This window comes from Paenibacillus sp. ATY16 (assembly GCF_003399985.2).
GTDB lineage: Bacteria > Bacillota > Bacilli > Paenibacillales > Paenibacillaceae > Pristimantibacillus > Pristimantibacillus glycanilyticus.
On sequence record NZ_NMOK02000002.1, the window covers coordinates 130,109 to 149,147 of the forward strand.

Below are 19,039 nucleotides of genomic sequence, written 5' to 3' on the forward strand. Positions count from 1 at the left end.
GCCGTTTCATCCTGCTAGAAGGATTCTTTGAATTGCCGGCTCAGCTCGACACGCTGCAGCTTTAACAGCCAGACCTCTTCCCGTAACGTTTTCAAATCGGAAGAATCATCGGAATTTCTCAATTGCTGATAAAGATCAATCATCTTCCGGTTAATGACGTCAAACTTTCTCCATAACTCAGCGGCTTTCGTCGACAGAGCTTGCTGGCTTGTTTGTTCCTTCCACCCGGCGAGCGAACGGGTAATCTCCTGCTGCCACTCCAGATCACCGATTTGCTTGGCGTAGTTGAATAAATCCAGATAATCGTTAATCCATTGCGTTTCTTCCGAGGTCATTTGCCGTTCCTCCAATCCGGATCATTATATTACCTAGTATTATACTCGGTATATAAGGGATTGCAATATTTTCTTGTTAAAAAGATAGCACTTCTTCCAGAACATACGTTTGTCGTCCGGGTGAAAAAGGCCCCGCGTTATGGTAGAATGATAGATTATGAGATAGTTTCGGAGGGGAAGAGTTAGGATGGGGCTTCGATTTGTGCTTGGCCGCTCGGGAACGGGGAAAACAACGTATTGTCTGGACGCAATCCGCGCCAAGCTGCAAGGCGAGCCGGATGGAGCGCCGCTTGTTATGCTGGTCCCGGAACAGGCTACTTTCCAGACGGAGTACGCGCTTTTGAAAAATACGACGCTAAGCGGAACGATTCGCGCCCAGGCGCTAAGCTTCCGCCGTCTGGCCTTTCGCGTCATGCAGGAGACGGGCGGCACCGCCTTAATTCCGATCAGCGATAACGGCAAGCATATGATGCTTTTCAAGATTATACACCGGCTAGGCAAGCAGCTTGAGCTTTTCCAAAGCGGGGCGGAGCAGCCCGGTTTCATTGAACGGCTGGGCGAGCTGTTGACCGAGTGGAAGCGTTACGGGATTGACGCCGATCTGCTGAAGAAAAAAACGGCATCGGTGGAAGACGCGTCGCTTCTCAACCGGAAGCTGCATGATCTTCGTCTTGTGTATGACAAGCTGGAGCAGGAATTGCTTGGCCTTTATATCGATTCGGAAGATTATTTGACGCAGCTGATTGCAGGCTATGCCGACGCGCCGGCGATGCAGGGTGCCCATCTGTGGATTGACGGCTTCCATGGTTTTACGCCGAAGGAATACGATGCGCTTGGCACGCTGATCGCTTCTTCCGCGGAAGTGACCGTTGCGCTTACGCTTGACCGTCCTTACGATAACGGCGAAATGCCGCATGAGCTTGAACTTTTCCACCCTACGGCTGAAACGTACGGAAAGCTGGCTGCATTGGCGGCTCAAGCCGGCGTGCCCGTGCATGAAACCGTCGTGCTGGATGAGGGAGTTCCATACCGCTTTACTGGGAGTTCGATGCTTGCCCATTTAGAGAAGCATTACGGCGGAAGAGCCCCAATGCTTATACCGGATAAGAAGATGCTGGCAGTAGACAATTCCGCCTGCGGGGTATCCCTTCATGCCTCCGCGAACAGAAGAGCCGAGGTCGAAGCAGCGGCGCGCGATATGGTTCGCCGGGCACGCGAAGAGGGGCTGCGCTGGCGCGACATGGCGGTTATGGTACGGAACGCGGCTGAATATACGGACTATATTCAAACGATATTCGATGATTACGAAATTCCTTATTTCCTTGACCAAAAGAATAACACGGTCCATCATCCGCTGGTTGAATTTATCCGTTCCGCGCTGGAGACGGTGCTCCACGGCTGGCATTACGAGGCGGTATTCCGATGCATCAAGACGGAGCTGCTGTTCCCGATTGACGGCAGCATGTCTCGCGAGCTGTTTGACCGCCTGGAAAACTATGTGCTGGCAGCCGGAGTCGACGGATGGAAGTGGCTTGACCGCTCCAGGTGGAAGCCGCTTATGCAGCAGTCTCTCGAGGATGAGCCGGAAACGGTATCCGAGCCGTCTGCAAAAGCCAAACGGGAATTTCAGGCCGTAATGGCGGCGAGAGAGGCGATTGTCCCTCCGCTTCGCCGGTTCGAGCAGTCCTTGAAGAAAGCCTCCAGCGTCAAAGAGATGTGCGAAGCGTTGTACAAGCTGCTGGATCATGCGGATGCCGCCGACCGCCTTGAACGCTGGAGCCGCGAGGACAGCGCGTCCGGTCGTACGCAGCGCGCCAGATCACACCGCCAGCTATGGGATGGCGTCATGCAGCTGCTGGATCAGCTGGTGGAAATGGTCGGGGACGAGGATATGCCTCCGGAGCTGTTCGCCGGCATGGTGGAGACGGGGCTCGAAAACTTGAAGCTTGCGGCGGTGCCGCCCGCACTTGATCAGGCACTGGTCGGCAGCATGGACCGGACGCGTTCCGGGGATGTAAAGATCTGTTACGTGCTAGGCGCTAACGACGGCGTCATGCCGATGCGCATTCAAGAAGACGGCGTGCTGACCGAGCAGGAGCGGGAACGCCTTGCCGAAGAAGGACTGGTTATGGCGCCGGGCGTAAGACGCAGGCTTCTCGACGAACGTTTCCTGATCTATAACGCCTTGACAACGGCCAGCCAGCATCTGTGGATCAGCTGGGCGCAGGCGGACGAGGAAGGGAAAACGCTGCTGCCTTCGGAAGTCATCCGGCAGGTGAAGCAGCTGTTCCCAGGCATTCCGGTTTATCAGAAGTCGGGCGAGCCGACTCCGGGAATGGAGACGGGCGAACAGCGCTCTTATATCGAGCATCCTCAGCGGACGCTTGCTTATTTGATCACGGAGCTTCGTGCCTGGCGGCAAGGCTCCGAGATTGCGCCGTTCTGGTGGGATGTCTATAACTGGTTTGCGATCCGGCCGGAGTGGCAGGACAAGCTGCAGCTCATGAACGCGTCATTAAGCTTCTCCAATCAGGAGACGGTGCTTACGACAACGACGGCGGAGCAGCTCTACGGGACAAAGCTGAAGGCCAGCGTGTCGCGGATGGAGAGATTCGTGTCCTGTCCGTTCCAGCATTTTGCCATTCACGGCTTAAGGCTTCGCGAACGCCAGATGTACCGCCTTGAAGCGCCGGATGTCGGGCAGCTGTTCCATGCGGCGCTCAGCCGTCTGGCCGGAAGCGTCGGACAGCGCTGGGGCTCGATGCCGGAAGGGCAAATCCGCGAAGCGGCGGCAAAGACCGTTGACGAGCTGGCGCCAAGGCTGCAGTCGCAAATCCTGCTCAGCAGCGGCCGGTTCCAATACATTGCCCGCAAGCTGAAGGAAATCGTTGCCCAGGCGGCGGTTATTTTAAGCGAGCATTCCCGCAGGGCTCAGTTCCAGCCGGTTGGGCTCGAGGTTGATTTTGGACCGGACGGCACGCTGCCTGCCCTTGTCATACCGCTGGATAACGGGGGCACGATGGAAATTATCGGACGGATTGACCGCGTAGACGCGGCTGAGACCGAGGAGGGCTTGCTGCTGCGCGTCTTGGATTACAAATCGAGCGCAACGCAGCTTAAGCTGGAGGAAGTGGCGTTTGGACTATCTCTGCAGATGCTCACGTACCTGGACGTGCTTGTTACGCATGCTTCCGAATGGCTCGGAAAGCCGGCATCGCCCGCGGGCGTGCTTTATTTCCACGTTCATAATCCGATGCTTGCGGTATCCAACGGGCTATCCGTGGCCGAGGTAAACGCAAGAATGCTGAAAAAGTTCAAAACTCGGGGACTCATTACGGCCGAAGCGGAAACGGCCCGGCTGATGGACGGCGATCTGGAATCCGGCTACTCGGAGATTCTTCCCGTTGCCTTGAAGCGCGACGGAAGCTTTTACAGCAGTTCTTCGGTTGTGACGGACGATCAGTGGGATGTGCTGCGCAGCTCCGTCCGGCGGACCATCGGAAAAATAGGCACGGAAATCGGCTGCGGAAAGGTGTCGATCGAGCCTTACCGTCTCGGAACGAAGTCGCCTTGCCAATACTGCGATTACAAGCCGGTATGCCAATTCGACCCGTTATTCGACGGCAATGAATACATGAAGCTGAGCAAGCTTTCGGAAAATGAAATTTGGCAGAAGCTGCATGGAGAGGAGGAGACAGCGGATGGAAACGATTAATTTGCCGGCTAAGCCGGAGAACAGCACATGGACCGATGACCAGTGGCGCGCGATTGTGACGGAAGGCTCGGATGTTCTCGTTGCCGCGGCAGCAGGCTCGGGAAAAACGGCGGTACTGGTAGAACGGATTATTCGGAAAATCTCCTCGTTCTCCGATGTCGATCGGCTGCTGGTCGCAACCTTCACGAAAGCGGCGGCTGCCGAAATGAAGGACCGGATCCGGATTGCGCTGGAGAAAGAGCTCGAACGTCAGCCGGAATCCGAGCATTTGCGCAGACAGCTTGCGCTTATGAACCGGGCGTCGATTACGACGCTTCACTCCTTCTGTCTCGACGTTATACGGAGGTATTATCCGTTAATCGGGCTCGACCCGGGTTTCCGGATCGCGAATGAAACAGAAAGCGAACTGATGCGCATCGACGTGCTGGATCAGCTCTTCGAAGAAAAATATGAAGGATCAGCCGGCGACAGCGGGGCATTCCTGCGCCTGGCCGACCGCTACGGCGGCGAGCGCGGCGACGAGCCGTTGTATAAGCTGGTTCAACAGCTCTATGACTTTGCGCAGAGCCATCCTTGGCCGGAGCATTGGCTCCGCCAGACCGCGGCCAGCTTTATGGTTGAGAACGTGGAAGGGCTCAGGAGCAGTCCTTGGGTGGCAAGCTTGAGGACTGACGTGGAACAGGCGCTGTCGGGTGCGGCGTCCCTTCTTGACCAGGCAATGCGGTTGACGAGGGAGCCGACTGGCCCGGCACCTTACGCGGCAACTTTTGAAGAGGATCTCGCGGTTGTGGGCAGCCTAGCCGAAACCGTTCGCATGCATCCTTGGGAGAAGTGGTTCGAATCGTTCCAAGCCGTGCAGTTCGGCAAGCTGAAGGCTATGCGCGGCGATGATTACGATAAAAGCATGCAGGAGCAGGCTAAGGAGCTTCGCGATCAGGCCAAGAAGCTGATTAGCTCGCTTGCGGACGAATTGTTTGGACGTTCGGCGGAGGAGTTCGCTTGGGAGCTGCGGGAGCTTGCCCCGCTCATGGCTGCGCTGTCCGAGCTTGTCATCGAATTCGGCCAGCGTTACGAAGCCGCGAAGCGGGCTAAGGGTCTGCTCGATTTTGGCGACCTGGAGCATTATTGCTTAAGGATACTGAGATCGCCGGAATCAACGCCCGAGCTTACGACTCCGTCGTCTGCGGCTATGGAGTACCAGCGCCAGTTCGATGAAATTCTGCTTGACGAATATCAGGATACCAACATGGTGCAGGAAGCCATCGTGTCTCTGATTGCCAATCCGCATGCCGGCAACCGGTTTATGGTAGGCGATGTGAAGCAGAGCATTTACCGGTTCCGTCTGGCGGAGCCGAATTTGTTCATGAGCAAATACAAAAATTACGGCGCGCCCGGGGGTGACGGTCTTCGCATCGATCTGGCCCGCAACTTCCGGAGCCGGCTTGAAGTCGTTGACGGAGTAAATGACGTGTTCCGCGCCATCATGAGAGAAACGGTCGCGGAGATGGATTACGACAAGCGTGCCGAGCTGGTATGCGGAGCTTCCTATCCTGAGCCTGACAGGCCAGGACGATTTGCCGTCGAGCTTGCGGTTATCGACAAAGCGGGCTCTTCGGACGAGGAGGATGGGGCGGCTTCTGCCGCGGATTCCGAAGAAGAATCCGAGCAAGGAGCCGAATCGGCGGAGGAGCTGCAGACGGCGCAGCTGGAGGCAAGGCTTATTGCCCGCCAGATCCGTTCCCTGCTTGACGGGGGCTTCCGGGTATATGACGGCAAGAAGCGGGAAAGCCGCCCGATGGAATGGCGCGACATTGTCATTTTGCTGCGGGCTACGCAGGCTTGGTCTCCCGTCATTATCGAGGAGCTTCAAGGTGCGGGTATTCCCGCCTACGCGGAGCTGAGCAGCGGGTATTTCGACGCGACGGAAGTAGAGACGATCCTTTCCTTGCTGCGGGTCATTGACAATCCGTATCAGGATATCCCGCTCGCGGGCACTCTCCGATCGCCGATTTTTGGCTTGAATGCCGAAGAGCTGGCTCTTATCCGGATCGGAGCGATGCACGATACCTACTATGACGCGGTGCTGCAGGCAGCGGGCGATCTTCTTTTGCCCGATGAGCTGAGACGCAAGCTGTCGCTGTTTCTTGACCGGCTAGACAGATGGCGGAATGATGCCAGACAAGGCTCGCTTGCGGATTTGATCTGGAGCATTTACAGGGAGACCGGCTATTACGATTTTGCGGGGGGTCTTCCCGGAGGCGTGCAGCGTCAAGCGAATCTTAGAGCGCTTCATGACCGTGCCCGCCAGTATGAGGCCACCTCCTTCCGGGGCTTGTTCCGCTTCCTGCGCTTCGTTGAGCGGATGCGGGACAGCGGCGGTGATCTGGGTACGGCCAGGGCGCTTGGCGAACAGGAAAACGTCGTGCGCATTATGTCCATTCATAAGAGTAAAGGACTTGAATTTCCCGTCGTATTTGTGGCAGGCTTAGGCAAGAACTTCAATCAGCAGGATTTGCGCAGCGCATTTCTGAAGCATAAGCAGCTTGGGTTCGGTCCCAAATTTATCGACCCGGAGAAACGCGTCAGCTATCCGACTCTGCCGTTCCTCTCGATCAGGCGGCGTATGCGGATGGAAATGCTTGCCGAGGAAATGCGCATTCTATACGTTGCCTTAACCCGTCCAAAGGAGAAAATGTTCCTGGTCGGCACCGTGTCCGATGCCGCGGCCAAACAGCGCCGCTGGCAAACCGCCGCGGATGCCAAGGGATATATTCCGGATTTCCGGTTAAGCTCGGCGTCTACGTTTCTGGACTGGCTGGGTCCGCTCGCAGCCGCGGCCTTTAATCAGCTGCCGGATGAGACGGTGCCGGGACAGGAGGATTCAAGGCTGCTGCAATGGCGCGCGGGCGTGGTAGATGCCGCTATGCTGGGGCTTGAAGCGGCGATTGGCGTCGAGGAGCGTACGGAAGAGGATCAGGCGAGGGAGGACCGCCTGCAAGGGGTATTGTCTTTAGCCCAGCTTGATCAGGTGGAGCGGGATGAAGAGCTTCGCAATCGGCTGGAGTGGCGTTACGGCTATCGCGCATCTACCCTTGTGGCAGCCAAAACGTCGGTTACGGAGATGAAACGGCTGCATTCGGAAGCGGTGGAAATGCCGGATGACAGCGCAGCTTTATACCCGGCCGATGTCTTTTCCGAGAGCCAGCAAGAAGAAGGCAGGAAGAGCGGCAGCGGAGGCAGTTATACCTTCCGGTTAAGAAGGCCGCGGTTCATGGAAGAGGCCGCGCTTACGGCTGCCGAGAAGGGAACGGTAAGCCATCTTCTGATGCAGCATTTGCCGCTAACGGGCGACGTGGACGTGGCCCGGCTGGAGTCGATTCTGAGCGATATGGTATCGCGCAAGCTGCTGACCGCAAGGCAAGCAGAGTCGATTGATCTTCCGGCCGTGGCAGCCTTTTTCGACACGGAGATCGGCAAGCGGCTTGTTCTTGCCAAATGGGTACGGAGAGAGGTCCCGTTCAGCTGCATGTTCCCGGCGCAGCGCGTGTATCCTGGACTTGCATCCGATATGGCCGGCGAACCGGTTCTGATTCAGGGCGTTATTGACTGTCTCTTCGAAGACGAGAACGGCATTGTCCTGCTTGATTATAAAACCGACCGGATCTATATGAAGCAGTGGGAGCAGGCGGCGGAGCGCCACAGATTCCAATTGGAGCTGTATGCGGAAGCTATCCAGTCAGTTATCGGCCAGCCGATTGCGGAAAGCCATGTATTCTTTTTTGATGGCGGCCAGGCAGTAAAGTTATAAAGACGTTAGGCTATCGCATTCTTTTCTGCGGGAGGGCAGCAATCCTGTCCTTCCGCGGAATAATGACTTCTGTTAACGACTTGGAAGGATGAACAAGAGATGGAACAGGATAAGGAACAATCAAAGAAACGGTCTTACGCAATGCCGATTACTTTATTGCTGCTTGTATTCAGCCTTACGGGCAACGTGTTTCTATACTCGCAATCGCTGCAGGGCGACCAGGATGACAAGTACGAGAAAGGGTTGGATATAATCGAAGCCGCTAAGAAAGCAACCTCTTATTATGAGGCTGTGCTTGATGATGCGGCTGCTATTCTGGAAGGGAAAACGTCAGAGGCGAGCACCGTGATCCGCGATGCGGCCGGCGTGAATGATTTCTTGCAGCTAGCGGGCAGCTTTGATGAGGATCATCCCTTTGATTCCGGCAAAATCTATGCTTATATGATTGACGTTGATCATTCCCTATCGTACATAAAAGAGCAGGACGGACCGCTTACAACGCAGGAATCCGCGTACTTGAAAGCATTGCAGGACGTCTATTCGAAGCAGCTGGCGATCGTCAAGCAGTTTAACGTCGACGCGGACAAAACGCGCAGCGGAGCGATTCAGATTGGGGCGGGAATCGGATGGCTCGATATTGCCAAGCAGCTGGAGCAATCTATCGAAGAGCAATCTAGCATGAAATTGTCCGCCCAGTAGCCAAAAGCCCAGTTCTGCATACGATAGTAGCAGACGGGAGGCTGACAAGGATGGAGAAAAGCAAGAAGGAAAAAGGGAAATTGACAGATGTGAAGCCGGCTGCGTCCAAGCCGGCTACGATTGCTCCAGCAAAGGCAGAGAATCAGGCACCGGCCGTGCAGGCGTCGGTAACGGCGCCGCAGACCCAATCGCTGAAGGATCACTGCTCCGCGCATACCCACCGCTATGTGCTCGCGCAGACGCATGACGGATGGTGTATCGACGGCATCGTTGAATACGTGGATGACCAGTATTTATGTCTGGCAGTCCCGTGCAGCGGGTCCATGGGCTGGGACAGCAGAGCATTTTTGCCGTACCCCGGTCTATATCCTTACCCCTACTACCCGAGAGGACGCTTCTACCGCCAGGTATTGCCGCTGGCCGGGCTCCTCGCATTGTCGTTATTGCCATTTTACTAAGAGCAAAAGGCTATATCCGGCTCAGGAGCGCGTTTGCGTTCCGGCCGACATCCTCCGATTGGACGAGCATGCCATTTGTTTGTTATAATTATTGGCATAGTATGGAATGAAGGGAGGGGCATATTTGGACTGTATTTTTTGCAAAATTATCGAAGGCTCCGTTCCTTCGACGAAAGTGTTTGAATCCGAGAACGTCATAGCGTTTAAAGATATTCAGCCCGCGGCTCCTGTACATATATTGATTATTCCCAAAAAGCATATTCCTACGATGAACGATGTTGCCGAAGAGGATGGACCGGTCATTGCGGAATTGTTTGCGGCTGCTCGGGAAATCGCGAAGCAGCAAGGAATTGCCGAGTCGGGTTACCGGCTGATTAATAATGTGAACAGCGACGGCGGACAGGTTGTTTATCATCTCCATATCCATTTATTGGGCGGGGAGAAGCTAGGTGCACTAGTAGGAAATAGTGTAAGTTGACACTTCATTTTGTTTTGTCTTATAATGAAGTGTGATAAACCGTGTTTATGTTTAATGCTCTGGACGGTCTGTTTCGGAGGGAGGGAAAACTGGTGTCTGAAACTAAAGTTCGCAAAAACGAAACTATTGATGCTGCGCTTCGCCGCTTTAAACGTTCCATCGCTAAAGATGGTGTTTTGGCAGAGGTGAAAAAACGCAAGCATTATGAAAAGCCAAGTGTAAAGCGCAAGAAGAAGTCCGAGGCTGCGCGTAAGAGAAAGTTTTAGGAGGATCCTTCCATAATGAACCTGAGCGATAGATTGAACGACGATATGAAGCAAGCCATGAAGAATCAGGACAAGTTCAAGCTGACTACGATTCGCATGATTCGTGCGGCTATAAAAAATTTGGAAATTGATTTGAAGCGTCCTCTCGAGGATGCTGAAGTGGTAGATATACTTAGTCGTGAAATCAAACAACGTAAAGATTCCCTCCAAGAATTTAGCAAAGCCGGCCGAGATGATCTGGTTACAGATCTTTCAGCAGAAATTGAAATTATTAGTCAATACCTTCCCGTACAGCTGACCGAAGAAGAGATAAAAGCGATTGTAACGCAGACCATCCAGGAACTCGGTGCTTCTTCCAAAGCCGAGATGGGAAAAGTCATGGGTGCGCTTTTGCCAAAAACAAAAGGGCGCGCTGATGGTAAACTAGTAAATCAATATGTACAACAATTTCTGCAATAACTATATGTTCGGACGAAAACACCCCTTTCGAGGGGTGTTTTTGCTTTATTTATGACAATTTTGAAACATAATGTTCATATAAGCGTATTAACGGTTACTGATTGAAAAGGAGGAGCGACACTTTGCAAACGAAACGATGGCGCATTGCAGCTGTCATTTGGCCTCTTCTGATGCTTGTTTCGATGCTGCTGGTTACGGCAGGAGGGCTGGCAACCGGCGGTAAAGCCGCGCATGGAGCGGAAGGGTCAGAGCTTGGTCCCGCGGTGTACGTTGTGCCGGTGAAGCAAACGGTGGAGTCCGGACTTAAATCGTTTTTGGAGCGGGCATACAAGGAAGCGGCCGAAGCAAAAGCGGAGAGAGTCATTCTGGTGATCAATACGTTTGGCGGAGAAGTAACCAGCGCCGAGGAGATTGGCGAGCTAATCCGCAAAAGCAGCGTTCCTACCACTGCTTACGTAGAAGGTAAAGCGGTTTCGGCAGGGACTTATATTGCTCTTAATGCGCAAAACATTGTAATGGAACCCGGGAGCACGATTGGCGCAGCGGCAGTCGTTAACGGCTCCGGCGATCTTATCGAGAACCCGAAGGTCGTTTCCTTCTGGGTGAAGACGATGAGGGAGGCGGCTGAGCTAAACGGACGTGACCCGGATATTGCCGCCGCGATGGTGGATCCAGGCGCCACATTACCCCTTCCGGATCTGAAACAGGTGAAGCAGTCCGGCCAGATTCTGACCTTGACGGCCGATGAAGCGCTTAAAGTCGGCTATGCCGAATACAAAGCGGAGTCCGTGGATGACGCGATCAAATGGCTGGGGCTTGAAAACCGGGAGCGAATCGAACTTAATCCTTCGATTGCGGAGAAGCTTGCTTCCTGGCTGGTAAATCCGATCGTTATGACCGTGTTATTTATCTTGGGCATTGCCGGTATTGCGATCGAGCTGTTCGTGCCGGGCTTTGGAGTTCCGGGCATTGTAGGTATACTTTCGTTCGGCCTGTATTTCTTCGGCCATTACATTGCGGGGTTTGCGGGGATGGAGTCCGTTGTGCTCTTCATTGTCGGCATTGCTCTGTTGTTGATCGAGGTCTTTGTGCCTAGCTGGGGAATTCTCGGCATTCTCGGCAGCGCCTCGCTGATCGCCGGCGTGTTGACAGCGGCTTCAAATCCGATGACGGCATTTATTTCGCTCGTTATCGCTTTGGTGGCAGCGGCCGTAATCCTGTACTTTGTAGTCCGCAAATACAAAGACCGGGGGATCTGGAACAAATTTATTTTGCGCGAGAAGCTGACGACCGAGCAAGGTTATTTATCCGCCGAAACCAAGGAGGACCTGCTAGGCCAAGAGGGGATTGCGATAACGCCGCTCCGCCCGGCAGGCACGATCCAGATTGGGGATAACCGGATTGACGTTGTGACTTCCGGCGAATTTATCGCTTCAGGCAAGACGGTAAAAGTAATAAAAACCGAAGGGACTTGGGTTGTCGTAAGAGAGGTCCTGTAGGATAATAAGAAAAAAATGACATGGAGGGTTATACCCAATGGACGGAATGGTATCTGTTTTAATTATTGTAGTGGTTGCGATTATTGCCCTATCGGTATTCCTCAGCTTCTTCCCGATTATGCTGTGGATTTCCGCTCTGGCATCGGGCGTACGGATCGGCATTATTACGCTTGTTGCGATGCGCCTTCGCCGCGTAACGCCTAGCCGGATCGTGAACCCGTTGATTAAGGCGACAAAGGCCGGACTAGGGCTTACGATTAATCAACTGGAGAGTCACTTCCTCGCCGGCGGTAATGTTGACCGTGTCGTTAACGCCTTGATTGCAGCGCAGCGCGCGAACATTCCGCTTGTCTTCGAGCGCGCCGCAGCCATTGACCTCGCGGGCCGCGATGTACTGCAAGCCGTGCAAATGAGCGTAAATCCGCGCGTAATTGAGACGCCTATCGTAGCCGCGGTAGCAAAAGACGGCATCGAAGTGAAGGTTAAAGCCCGCGTGACGGTACGCGCTAATATCGAACGCCTCGTCGGCGGTGCCGGCGAAGAGACGATAATCGCCCGCGTCGGCGAAGGTATCGTTACGACGGTTGGTTCTTCCAATTCGCATAAAGACGTACTCGAAAACCCGGACATGATCTCCCGTACCGTTCTTGGCAAAGGTCTTGACGCAGGTACGGCCTTCGAAATCCTGTCCATCGATATCGCGGACGTAGACGTAGGCAAAAACATCGGCGCGCATCTGCAAACCGAGCAGGCTGAAGCAGACAAGCGGATTGCGCAGGCGAAAGCCGAAGAGCGCCGCGCGATGGCCGTAGCGCAGGAACAAGAGATGAAGGCCCGCGTCGTAGAGATGCGCGCGAAGGTCGTGGAATCCGAATCCCAAGTGCCGCTCGCGATGGCGGACGCATTGAAATCCGGTAAAATCGGCGTAATGGATTACATGAACCTTAAGAATATCGAAGCAGATACCCAAATGAGAAATACGATTGGCAAGCCGGACACTCCTAACGATAAAGACAACTAAGGCGCTTAAGCCGTGTCTAGCAAGGAGGTGCTGGCGTGAAAATTATAAGTTTTCTTCTCGAGAACATCTATTGGGTGATCGTGGTGGGCGGGGTGCTCTTCTCGATGTTCGGGCGTTCGGGCGCCAAGAAGCGTACGAACCGGATGCCGAGCTTTGGAGGAAGCAACGAGCGCGAGCCGCATAGGCCGGAACGTCGTCAAGATCCGGTATGGGAAGAAGAGGATGAAGAGGAATATCAGCCTCAGAAGCCCGTAATGGCTGGCTCCCCCCTTCAAGGAGAAAGGGGAAGCTCTGGGGAAGTCAACAGGCCGCAAACGCTGGAGCGGGCGATTCAGGCGGCACCAAGCCGGCCGGCGGAACCGCCTCGAGCGCGGCTTGCAGCGGCTAACAAGCCTCAGGCGACAGCGGCTCCAGCTGCAACTAGCCATACCGAAACGCTGAATCCCAAAGCCGACGAGCTGCGCAAAGCGGTCGTATGGGCCGAAATTTTAGGTCCTCCGCGTTCCAAGCGCCCATTCGGCAAATAGAACTAAAAACCGTAACAGCCGGGTAACGATGCGATCATGCATCGCTGCCCGGCTGTTTTTTTATCGGAACGTTCCTCCAGATATCTCATAAATCGTTCCAACGTCGCATATTTTGGTACAGTACAATAATGTGCACTCGCGCGGCGGAGGGGGACAATGGATCAGCTATGGGCCGTATAAACCGTAAATTTCGAAAATGGACTGCCGATATATTGGATTTGCCGCAGGATGTGGTCTATGATCTGCCCCGCATGACGATGATCGGCGACCGGCAGCTTTATATCGAGAATCACCGCGGCGTGCTTCATTTCTCCAGCGATAAGCTGAGACTTGCCTTAAGCAAAGGCGAGCTGGAAGTAACGGGAACCTCGCTTGTCATACGTACGATCTGGACGGAAGAGGTATTCATAGAGGGTCAAATTAAAAGTATCGAAGTTAGGGATCAGGAGGGATAAGCATGGCGGGTCAATGGCTGCAGTGGGTACGCGGTGTCGTTACGGTAAATATCAGGGGCGGACAACCTGAACGGCTTGTGAACAGGGCTCTCGAAGGGGGGCTCGAGCTGTCTTCCATTCGTTGGACAAGCGGTGGGAAGCTGGAATTCGAGCTGTCGGTAGGCGATTTTTTCCTTCTTCGCCCGTTTCTGAAAGAGACAGGCTGCAGGGCGCATGTCGTCAAGCGGGAAGGGATGCCCTTCTGGCTGGTCCGCTTTGAGAAAAGAAAGTTTTTCGCGATCGGGATCGGCCTGTTTTTTGTGGGCATCTATTTGCTGTCTTCCCTTGTGTGGTCCATTGAAGTGAAAGGAAATGTCAAGCTGACCGAGGAACAGATTCTGACCGCCGCCAAGAAGGAAGGAATCTTTCCGATGCAATGGTCGTTCAAGCTTAAGGATAAAGACCTGTTATCCAAGGAATTGGTAACCGATCTTCCGGGAACAACCTGGGTTGGCGTAGAGAAAAAAGGGACAAGGATCGTTATTCAGGTCGTGGAATCCACGGAAGCGGAAAAGGCCGAGCTTCAGAATCCGCGGCATTTGGTTGCTTCGAACGACGCGGTAATAACGGAAATCTATACAGAGAAGGGACGCCCCGTCGTCAAGAAAAACATGAAAGTCAAGAAGGGCCAGACCTTAATTTCGGGAACGATAGGAGGCGGTGCGTATACGCAGTCGGTTGTGGCGAAAGGCAAGGTGCGCGGCCTCGTATGGTATGAATTTAACGTGGCTTCTCCTCTTACGCAGGAGGTCAAAGTATACACGGGCGAGAAGAAAACGAAATGGTACGCGGTAATAGGAAGCCGTGCGCTGCAAGTGAGCGGGTACGGGAAAAATCCGTTTGATACGTCCGAAAACGTTGTGGTGGAGGAACAGGCGACATGGCGCGGTTTGAAGCTGCCGTTCGGACGGCTTAAGAAAACGATTATGGAGGTCCGCACCGACGAGAGGGAGCTTACCGAAGAGGAAGCGAAAAACAACGGAATGCTCCAGGCGAAGGCCGATGTCATGCTGAAAGCAGGCAATGATGCGGTTATATTAAAGGAAATTGTTTTGCATGAAAAGACGGACAATGGTAAAGTTTATATGAAAGTTCTTTTTGAAGTGGAGCAATCAATCGTAGAAGAGATGCCACTAGTCCAGATGCAAGGAGAATGAGGTTGTTGCAGAGTGAAGCAAAAGTAGTCAAAATTCCGCTCCAAAATGCAGTAGAGGGCTTGGCCGTATTTGGTCCCCAAGATAAGTATCTAAAGCTTGTGCAGCAGCAGATGGAGGCGACTCTGTCATCCCGAGACGCGGAGATTGTGATTTCCGGCCCGGCACAAGAGGTGGAATCGCTAGAGCAGTTGTATAACGTGCTGCTACAGCTTGTCCGCGGCGGATACACTCCGTCCGAGAGAGACATTACTTATGCGCTTGATCTTGCGCGCAGCATGCAAGCGGAAGAATTGCTCGATTTGCTTAAAGCTGAAATTACGACGACTTACAGAGGCAAGCCGATTCGCGTGAAGACGATCGGACAGCGGCACTACGTGAAGACAATCAAGAAGCAGGACATCGTGTTTGGGATTGGCCCTGCCGGTACCGGCAAAACCTATCTTGCGGTTGTTCTCGCCGTAGCGGCGCTTAAGGAAGGCTCTGTTAAAAAAATAATGTTGACCCGTCCTGCGGTTGAAGCCGGCGAAAATCTGGGCTTCCTGCCAGGCGACCTGCAAGAAAAGGTAGATCCTTATTTGCGCCCGCTCTATGACGCTCTGCATGACGTATTGGGTCCTGATCAGACGACAAAGGCGTTTGAGCGCGGAACCATCGAGATCGCTCCGCTGGCTTACATGCGCGGACGCACGCTCGATGATTCGTTTATTATTTTGGACGAAGCGCAAAACACGACCCCGGAGCAAATGAAAATGTTCCTGACAAGGCTCGGCTTTGGCTCGAAAATGGTGATTACGGGCGACGTGACGCAGATTGATTTGCCGCGGGGCAAAAACTCCGGGCTTATTGAAGCGCAGCGCATTTTGAGAGATATTGAGGAAATTGGTTTTATTCATTTTTCCGAGCAGGACGTCGTTCGCCATTCCTTGGTTCAGAAAATAATCGTGGCATACAACTGGGACGCTGAAAACAAAGCATAGAGAGGAATGTCCGCTCGATGAATCAGACTCAGGCCGGAAAACAAATTAACCTTCAACAGACAAAATCGGCTGGCTGGAAGCAGAGCACAGCAGTGCGAGCCCTGCTCTTATTTTTGTTTGTGCTGCTGTTTTATTTCAGTCTGGCTCCCCATCTGGTACCTGAAACTTACGATATCCAGGTGGATGCCCCTAGCGACAAGGATATAGCAGCCCCGCATCAGATATTCGACAGCAAGGCTACGCTGGAAGCGCAGGAACAAGCTGCGAATAAGATCGATTCCATCTATTCCAATGTTGCTCTGCGCAACGAACAGCTGATCGATCAAATTTTTATTCGGATTGAGCAGCTGAATCTGGATGATCAGGTGACGGTACAGAACAAGGTTGAAATTTACCGGAATGAGATTCCCGGCAAATATGATGCGTTTGTCGATAATTTCGTCAAAATGAATATGGGCACGGGCAAGTACAACGACTCGCTGCTCGAAGAGATGTCGAAGGTAATCAAGGAGCAGGTATATACGATTCCGGAAGAGACGTTCTACAAGCTCCCGAATCTGACACTGGATCAGCTGGAGGAGATGCGCTCCGTCGGGCAGGATGTTGTGCGCAAGCTGATGAGCGAGCAGCTTCGCGATGCGGAAACGGCGCGCACGAAGGTTGCGGAGCTGGTGAACGCAAGCTCGCTGACCAACCGCACCAGCCGCGAAATTGTGCAGGAGCTGGCACGATTTACGATAATGCCGAACCGGTTCCTCGACCAGCAGGCAACCGATGAAGCCAAAATTCTCGCGAAGCAGAACACGCCGCAGGTTGTCATCAAAGAAGGCGATCTCATCGTGAAAAAGGGCGAGATCATCACGCCCGAGATGTATGAGCTGCTGAAGGAATCCGAGCTTCTGCAGGACAAGCGCAATTATTGGCCGCAGCTTGGACTGCTGCTGATGTCCGTCATGATCGTGGTTGGCCTGTATACATATATACACCAATACGGAAGCAACGACACGACCAAGCCAAGCTACAGCAATACTCATCTGCTGATGCTCTGGCTCATTTATCTGATCAATATTATTACGATGCAGGTTATCTCCCTTACGCAGACCGATTCCGCGCCTTATGCCGGTTATTTGGCTCCGGCTGCGCTTGGCACGATGCTGATTACGCTGCTGCTGGATGTGCATCTGGCGCTGATCAGCTCTGTTTTGTTCGCGCTTTGCGGAAGTATTATACTAAATACGCAAACCGGTCAAATTTTCGACTACCAATACGGATTTGTTATTATCGTCGTTTCCCTGGCGGCAATATTCTCGATTCACCGGGCAAGCCAGCGGTCTACCATCCTTAAGGCGGGCATTATGGTCAGCTTGTTTGGTTCGCTGGCCGTATTGTCGCTGATGTTCCTGAAGGAGCAGTTAGAGCAGGGGCCGCTCGTGTATTCTCTTGCTTTTGCGTTCGCAAGCGGACTATTAACGGCGATTCTCGTTATCGGGCTTATGCCATTCTTTGAAATTACGTTTGGCATATTGTCCGCGCTGAAGCTCGTAGAGCTGTCCAATCCGAATCATCCGCTGCTGCGCAAGCTGCTTACGGAGACGCCGGGAACGTACCATCACAGCGTAATGGTAGGTAATCTTGCCGAAGCGGCTGCCGAATCTATCGGAGCAGACGGCCTGCTTTGCCGCGTAGGTTCTTATTATCACGATATCGGCAAGACGAAACGGCCAAGCTATTTTATCGAGAATCAGACGAATATGGAAAACCCGCACGATACCATCGAGCCTAAGCTGAGCAAGTCGATCATTGTCGCCCACGCCCGCGACGGCGTCGATATGCTGAAGGCGCAGAATATTCCGAAGCCGATACGGGATATAGCGGAGCAGCATCATGGCACAACCTCCTTGAAGTTCTTCTACTTCAAAGCGCTTAAGCAAGCGGAGGAGCAGGGGCTAACCGTGAATTTCACGGAGGATGACTACCGTTATCCGGGTCCGAAAGCGCAATCGAAGGAAGCGGCAATCGTTGGTCTTGCCGATTGCGTGGAGGCGGCTGTCCGCAGCCTGCGAAGCCCTACGGTCGAACAGGTGGAAGCGATGATCCAGAAGATTATTAAAAGCCGCGTAGATGACAATCAATATAATGAGTGCGACCTGACCATGAAGGAGCTCGACAAGATCGCCCATTCTTTGAAAGAGAGCGTTATTGGCATATTCCACTCGCGGATTGAATACCCGGAAGACGTAAAACCAAAGGAGCGTTAACGAAGCATGAGCTTGCAATTGGACTGGAGCAACGAACAAGATAAAATGGAGATTCCCGATCAATGGGTCGAGAGGCTGGAGCAGCTTTTGCAGATTGCCGGCGAAATGGAAGGGCTGACGGATGGCGAAGTGACGTTGACCTTTACCGACAACGAGCAGATTCACCAGCTTAACCGCGAATACCGCAACATCGACCGCCCTACGGATGTTTTGTCCTTCGCGATGCAGGATGACGGAACGGAAGAGCTCGATATTATTTTCGAGGTGGAGAGCGAGGATGAGATTGATCCCATCTCCGGCATGCTTGGCGATATTGTGATCTCGGTTGAGAAAGCGCAGGAGCAAAGCGAGGATTACGACCACTCCCTGGAGCGGGAGATCGGCTTCCTCTTTGTGCATGGATTCCTTCATTTGCTCGGTTATGATCATATGGACGACGCGGGCGAAGCCGAAATGACGGCTAAACAGGAAGCCGTTCTGCAGAAGGCAGGTCTGTCGCGTTAATGCTGAAGTTTATCCGCAGCCTGTCCTTTGCTTGTTCAGGAATTGTCTTGGCTGTCCGGTCTCAGCGTCATATGAAGATTCACACGGCGGCAGCCGTTGCCGTGTGTCTGTTAGGGGCGTTCCTGCCCCTGACCCGGCTGGAATGGGCGGTGCTTCTGTTAACGATATCTGTGGTGTTCACGCTGGAAATGGTGAATACGGCGATCGAAAAAACCGTTGACCTGGCTAGTCCCGGCATTCACCCGCTTGCGAAAGCGGCAAAGGATATTGCTGCCGGTGCCGTGCTGGTTGCGGCATGCTGCGCGATTATGATTGGGCTGCTCATTCTTGGGCCGCCCTTATGGCATTTTCTCATGGATTAATAGAAAGAATAGGAGTTGAGGC

At 53.5% G+C, this 19,039-nt stretch carries 17 protein-coding genes; 16 read left to right on the forward strand and 1 reads right to left on the reverse strand.

The annotated features are described in order from the left end of the window. Positions 1–14 precede the first annotated feature (14 nt). The gene (locus CFI03_RS01345; protein ID WP_248756246.1) at positions 15–335 is read right to left on the reverse strand and encodes a hypothetical protein; all 321 of its coding nucleotides are present in this window, start codon (positions 333–335) and stop codon (positions 15–17) included. 187 nt (positions 336–522) lie between these two features. On the opposite strand from CFI03_RS01345, the gene addB reads away from it, so the two are divergent. The 16 genes from addB to CFI03_RS01425 all read left to right on the forward strand — a co-directional run bounded on the left by addB (position 523) and on the right by CFI03_RS01425 (position 19,017). Beyond that, entirely contained in the window at positions 523–4,050 is a 3,528-nt protein-coding gene (gene addB, locus CFI03_RS01350; protein WP_248756248.1) for a helicase-exonuclease AddAB subunit AddB, read from the forward strand. Next, the gene (gene addA, locus CFI03_RS01355) at positions 4,037–7,858 is read left to right on the forward strand and encodes a helicase-exonuclease AddAB subunit AddA (RefSeq protein WP_248756249.1); all 3,822 of its coding nucleotides are present in this window, start codon (positions 4,037–4,039) and stop codon (positions 7,856–7,858) included. The genes addB and addA overlap by 14 nt, the downstream gene beginning before the upstream one ends. A gap of 99 nt (positions 7,859–7,957) precedes the next feature. Beyond that, positions 7,958–8,557: a hypothetical protein gene (locus CFI03_RS01360; protein ID WP_248756251.1), complete on the forward strand. Its 600-nt coding sequence runs from the start codon at positions 7,958–7,960 to the stop codon at positions 8,555–8,557. A gap of 50 nt (positions 8,558–8,607) precedes the next feature. Then, positions 8,608–9,015, forward strand: coding sequence for a hypothetical protein (locus CFI03_RS01365; protein WP_248756252.1), 408 nt, complete (start codon positions 8,608–8,610; stop codon positions 9,013–9,015). A 124-nt stretch (positions 9,016–9,139) separates the two neighbouring features. Next, positions 9,140–9,493, forward strand: coding sequence for a histidine triad nucleotide-binding protein (locus CFI03_RS01370; RefSeq protein WP_248756254.1), 354 nt, complete (start codon positions 9,140–9,142; stop codon positions 9,491–9,493). Between the two features lie 92 nt (positions 9,494–9,585). Continuing rightward, positions 9,586–9,759 carry a 30S ribosomal protein S21 gene (gene rpsU / locus CFI03_RS01375; protein WP_005547957.1) on the forward strand — a complete coding sequence of 58 codons (174 nt, stop codon included), beginning with the start codon at positions 9,586–9,588 and terminating at the stop codon, positions 9,757–9,759. A gap of 15 nt (positions 9,760–9,774) precedes the next feature. After that, the gene (locus CFI03_RS01380; protein ID WP_127496401.1) at positions 9,775–10,218 is read left to right on the forward strand and encodes a GatB/YqeY domain-containing protein; all 444 of its coding nucleotides are present in this window, start codon (positions 9,775–9,777) and stop codon (positions 10,216–10,218) included. Positions 10,219–10,340: 122 nt separating this feature from the next. Next, positions 10,341–11,717 (forward strand): NfeD family protein, encoded by a 1,377-nt coding sequence (locus CFI03_RS01385; protein ID WP_248756256.1) that lies wholly within the window; start codon positions 10,341–10,343, stop codon positions 11,715–11,717. A 37-nt stretch (positions 11,718–11,754) separates the two neighbouring features. After that, positions 11,755–12,738: a flotillin-like protein FloA gene (gene floA, locus CFI03_RS01390; RefSeq protein ID WP_127496399.1), complete on the forward strand. Its 984-nt coding sequence runs from the start codon at positions 11,755–11,757 to the stop codon at positions 12,736–12,738. A 35-nt stretch (positions 12,739–12,773) separates the two neighbouring features. Continuing rightward, positions 12,774–13,265: a hypothetical protein gene (locus CFI03_RS01395; RefSeq protein ID WP_248756257.1), complete on the forward strand. Its 492-nt coding sequence runs from the start codon at positions 12,774–12,776 to the stop codon at positions 13,263–13,265. A 167-nt stretch (positions 13,266–13,432) separates the two neighbouring features. Continuing rightward, positions 13,433–13,720 carry a sporulation protein YqfC gene (gene yqfC / locus CFI03_RS01400; protein WP_015843829.1) on the forward strand — a complete coding sequence of 96 codons (288 nt, stop codon included), beginning with the start codon at positions 13,433–13,435 and terminating at the stop codon, positions 13,718–13,720. Between the two features lie 2 nt (positions 13,721–13,722). Then, complete coding sequence (gene yqfD, locus CFI03_RS01405; RefSeq protein WP_248756259.1) at positions 13,723–14,916, forward strand: sporulation protein YqfD; 1,194 nt, start codon at positions 13,723–13,725, stop codon at positions 14,914–14,916. Beyond that, entirely contained in the window at positions 14,913–15,893 is a 981-nt protein-coding gene (locus tag CFI03_RS01410; RefSeq protein ID WP_201003738.1) for a PhoH family protein, read from the forward strand. Before yqfD ends, CFI03_RS01410 begins: the two co-directional genes overlap by 4 nt. A 17-nt stretch (positions 15,894–15,910) precedes the next feature. Beyond that, positions 15,911–18,151 (forward strand): HD family phosphohydrolase, encoded by a 2,241-nt coding sequence (locus CFI03_RS01415; RefSeq protein WP_201003736.1) that lies wholly within the window; start codon positions 15,911–15,913, stop codon positions 18,149–18,151. Between the two features lie 6 nt (positions 18,152–18,157). Next, positions 18,158–18,655 carry an rRNA maturation RNase YbeY gene (ybeY, locus tag CFI03_RS01420; protein WP_248756261.1) on the forward strand — a complete coding sequence of 166 codons (498 nt, stop codon included), beginning with the start codon at positions 18,158–18,160 and terminating at the stop codon, positions 18,653–18,655. Next, positions 18,655–19,017, forward strand: coding sequence for a diacylglycerol kinase family protein (locus tag CFI03_RS01425; protein WP_201003734.1), 363 nt, complete (start codon positions 18,655–18,657; stop codon positions 19,015–19,017). Before ybeY ends, CFI03_RS01425 begins: the two co-directional genes overlap by 1 nt. The last annotated feature ends 22 nt before the right edge of the window (positions 19,018–19,039 follow it).

Excerpts from the sequence above, each read along its gene's own strand:
- addA (WP_248756249.1), top strand. The coding sequence starts at position 4,037 with ATGGAAACGATTAATTTGCCGGCTAAGCCGGAGAACAGCACATGGACC.
- yqfD (WP_248756259.1), top strand. The coding sequence starts at position 13,723 with ATGGCGGGTCAATGGCTGCAGTGGGTACGCGGTGTCGTTACGGTAAAT.
- CFI03_RS01415 (WP_201003736.1), top strand. The coding sequence starts at position 15,911 with ATGAATCAGACTCAGGCCGGAAAACAAATTAACCTTCAACAGACAAAA.
- CFI03_RS01410 (WP_201003738.1), top strand. The coding sequence starts at position 14,913 with ATGAGGTTGTTGCAGAGTGAAGCAAAAGTAGTCAAAATTCCGCTCCAA.
- CFI03_RS01360 (WP_248756251.1), top strand. The coding sequence starts at position 7,958 with ATGGAACAGGATAAGGAACAATCAAAGAAACGGTCTTACGCAATGCCG.
- CFI03_RS01365 (WP_248756252.1), top strand. The coding sequence starts at position 8,608 with ATGGAGAAAAGCAAGAAGGAAAAAGGGAAATTGACAGATGTGAAGCCG.
- CFI03_RS01345 (WP_248756246.1), bottom strand. The coding sequence starts at position 335 with ATGACCTCGGAAGAAACGCAATGGATTAACGATTATCTGGATTTATTC.
- CFI03_RS01380 (WP_127496401.1), top strand. The coding sequence starts at position 9,775 with ATGAACCTGAGCGATAGATTGAACGACGATATGAAGCAAGCCATGAAG.
- yqfC (WP_015843829.1), top strand. The coding sequence starts at position 13,433 with ATGGGCCGTATAAACCGTAAATTTCGAAAATGGACTGCCGATATATTG.
- ybeY (WP_248756261.1), top strand. The coding sequence starts at position 18,158 with ATGAGCTTGCAATTGGACTGGAGCAACGAACAAGATAAAATGGAGATT.
- addB (WP_248756248.1), top strand. The coding sequence starts at position 523 with ATGGGGCTTCGATTTGTGCTTGGCCGCTCGGGAACGGGGAAAACAACG.
- CFI03_RS01425 (WP_201003734.1), top strand. The coding sequence starts at position 18,655 with ATGCTGAAGTTTATCCGCAGCCTGTCCTTTGCTTGTTCAGGAATTGTC.
- floA (WP_127496399.1), top strand. The coding sequence starts at position 11,755 with ATGGACGGAATGGTATCTGTTTTAATTATTGTAGTGGTTGCGATTATT.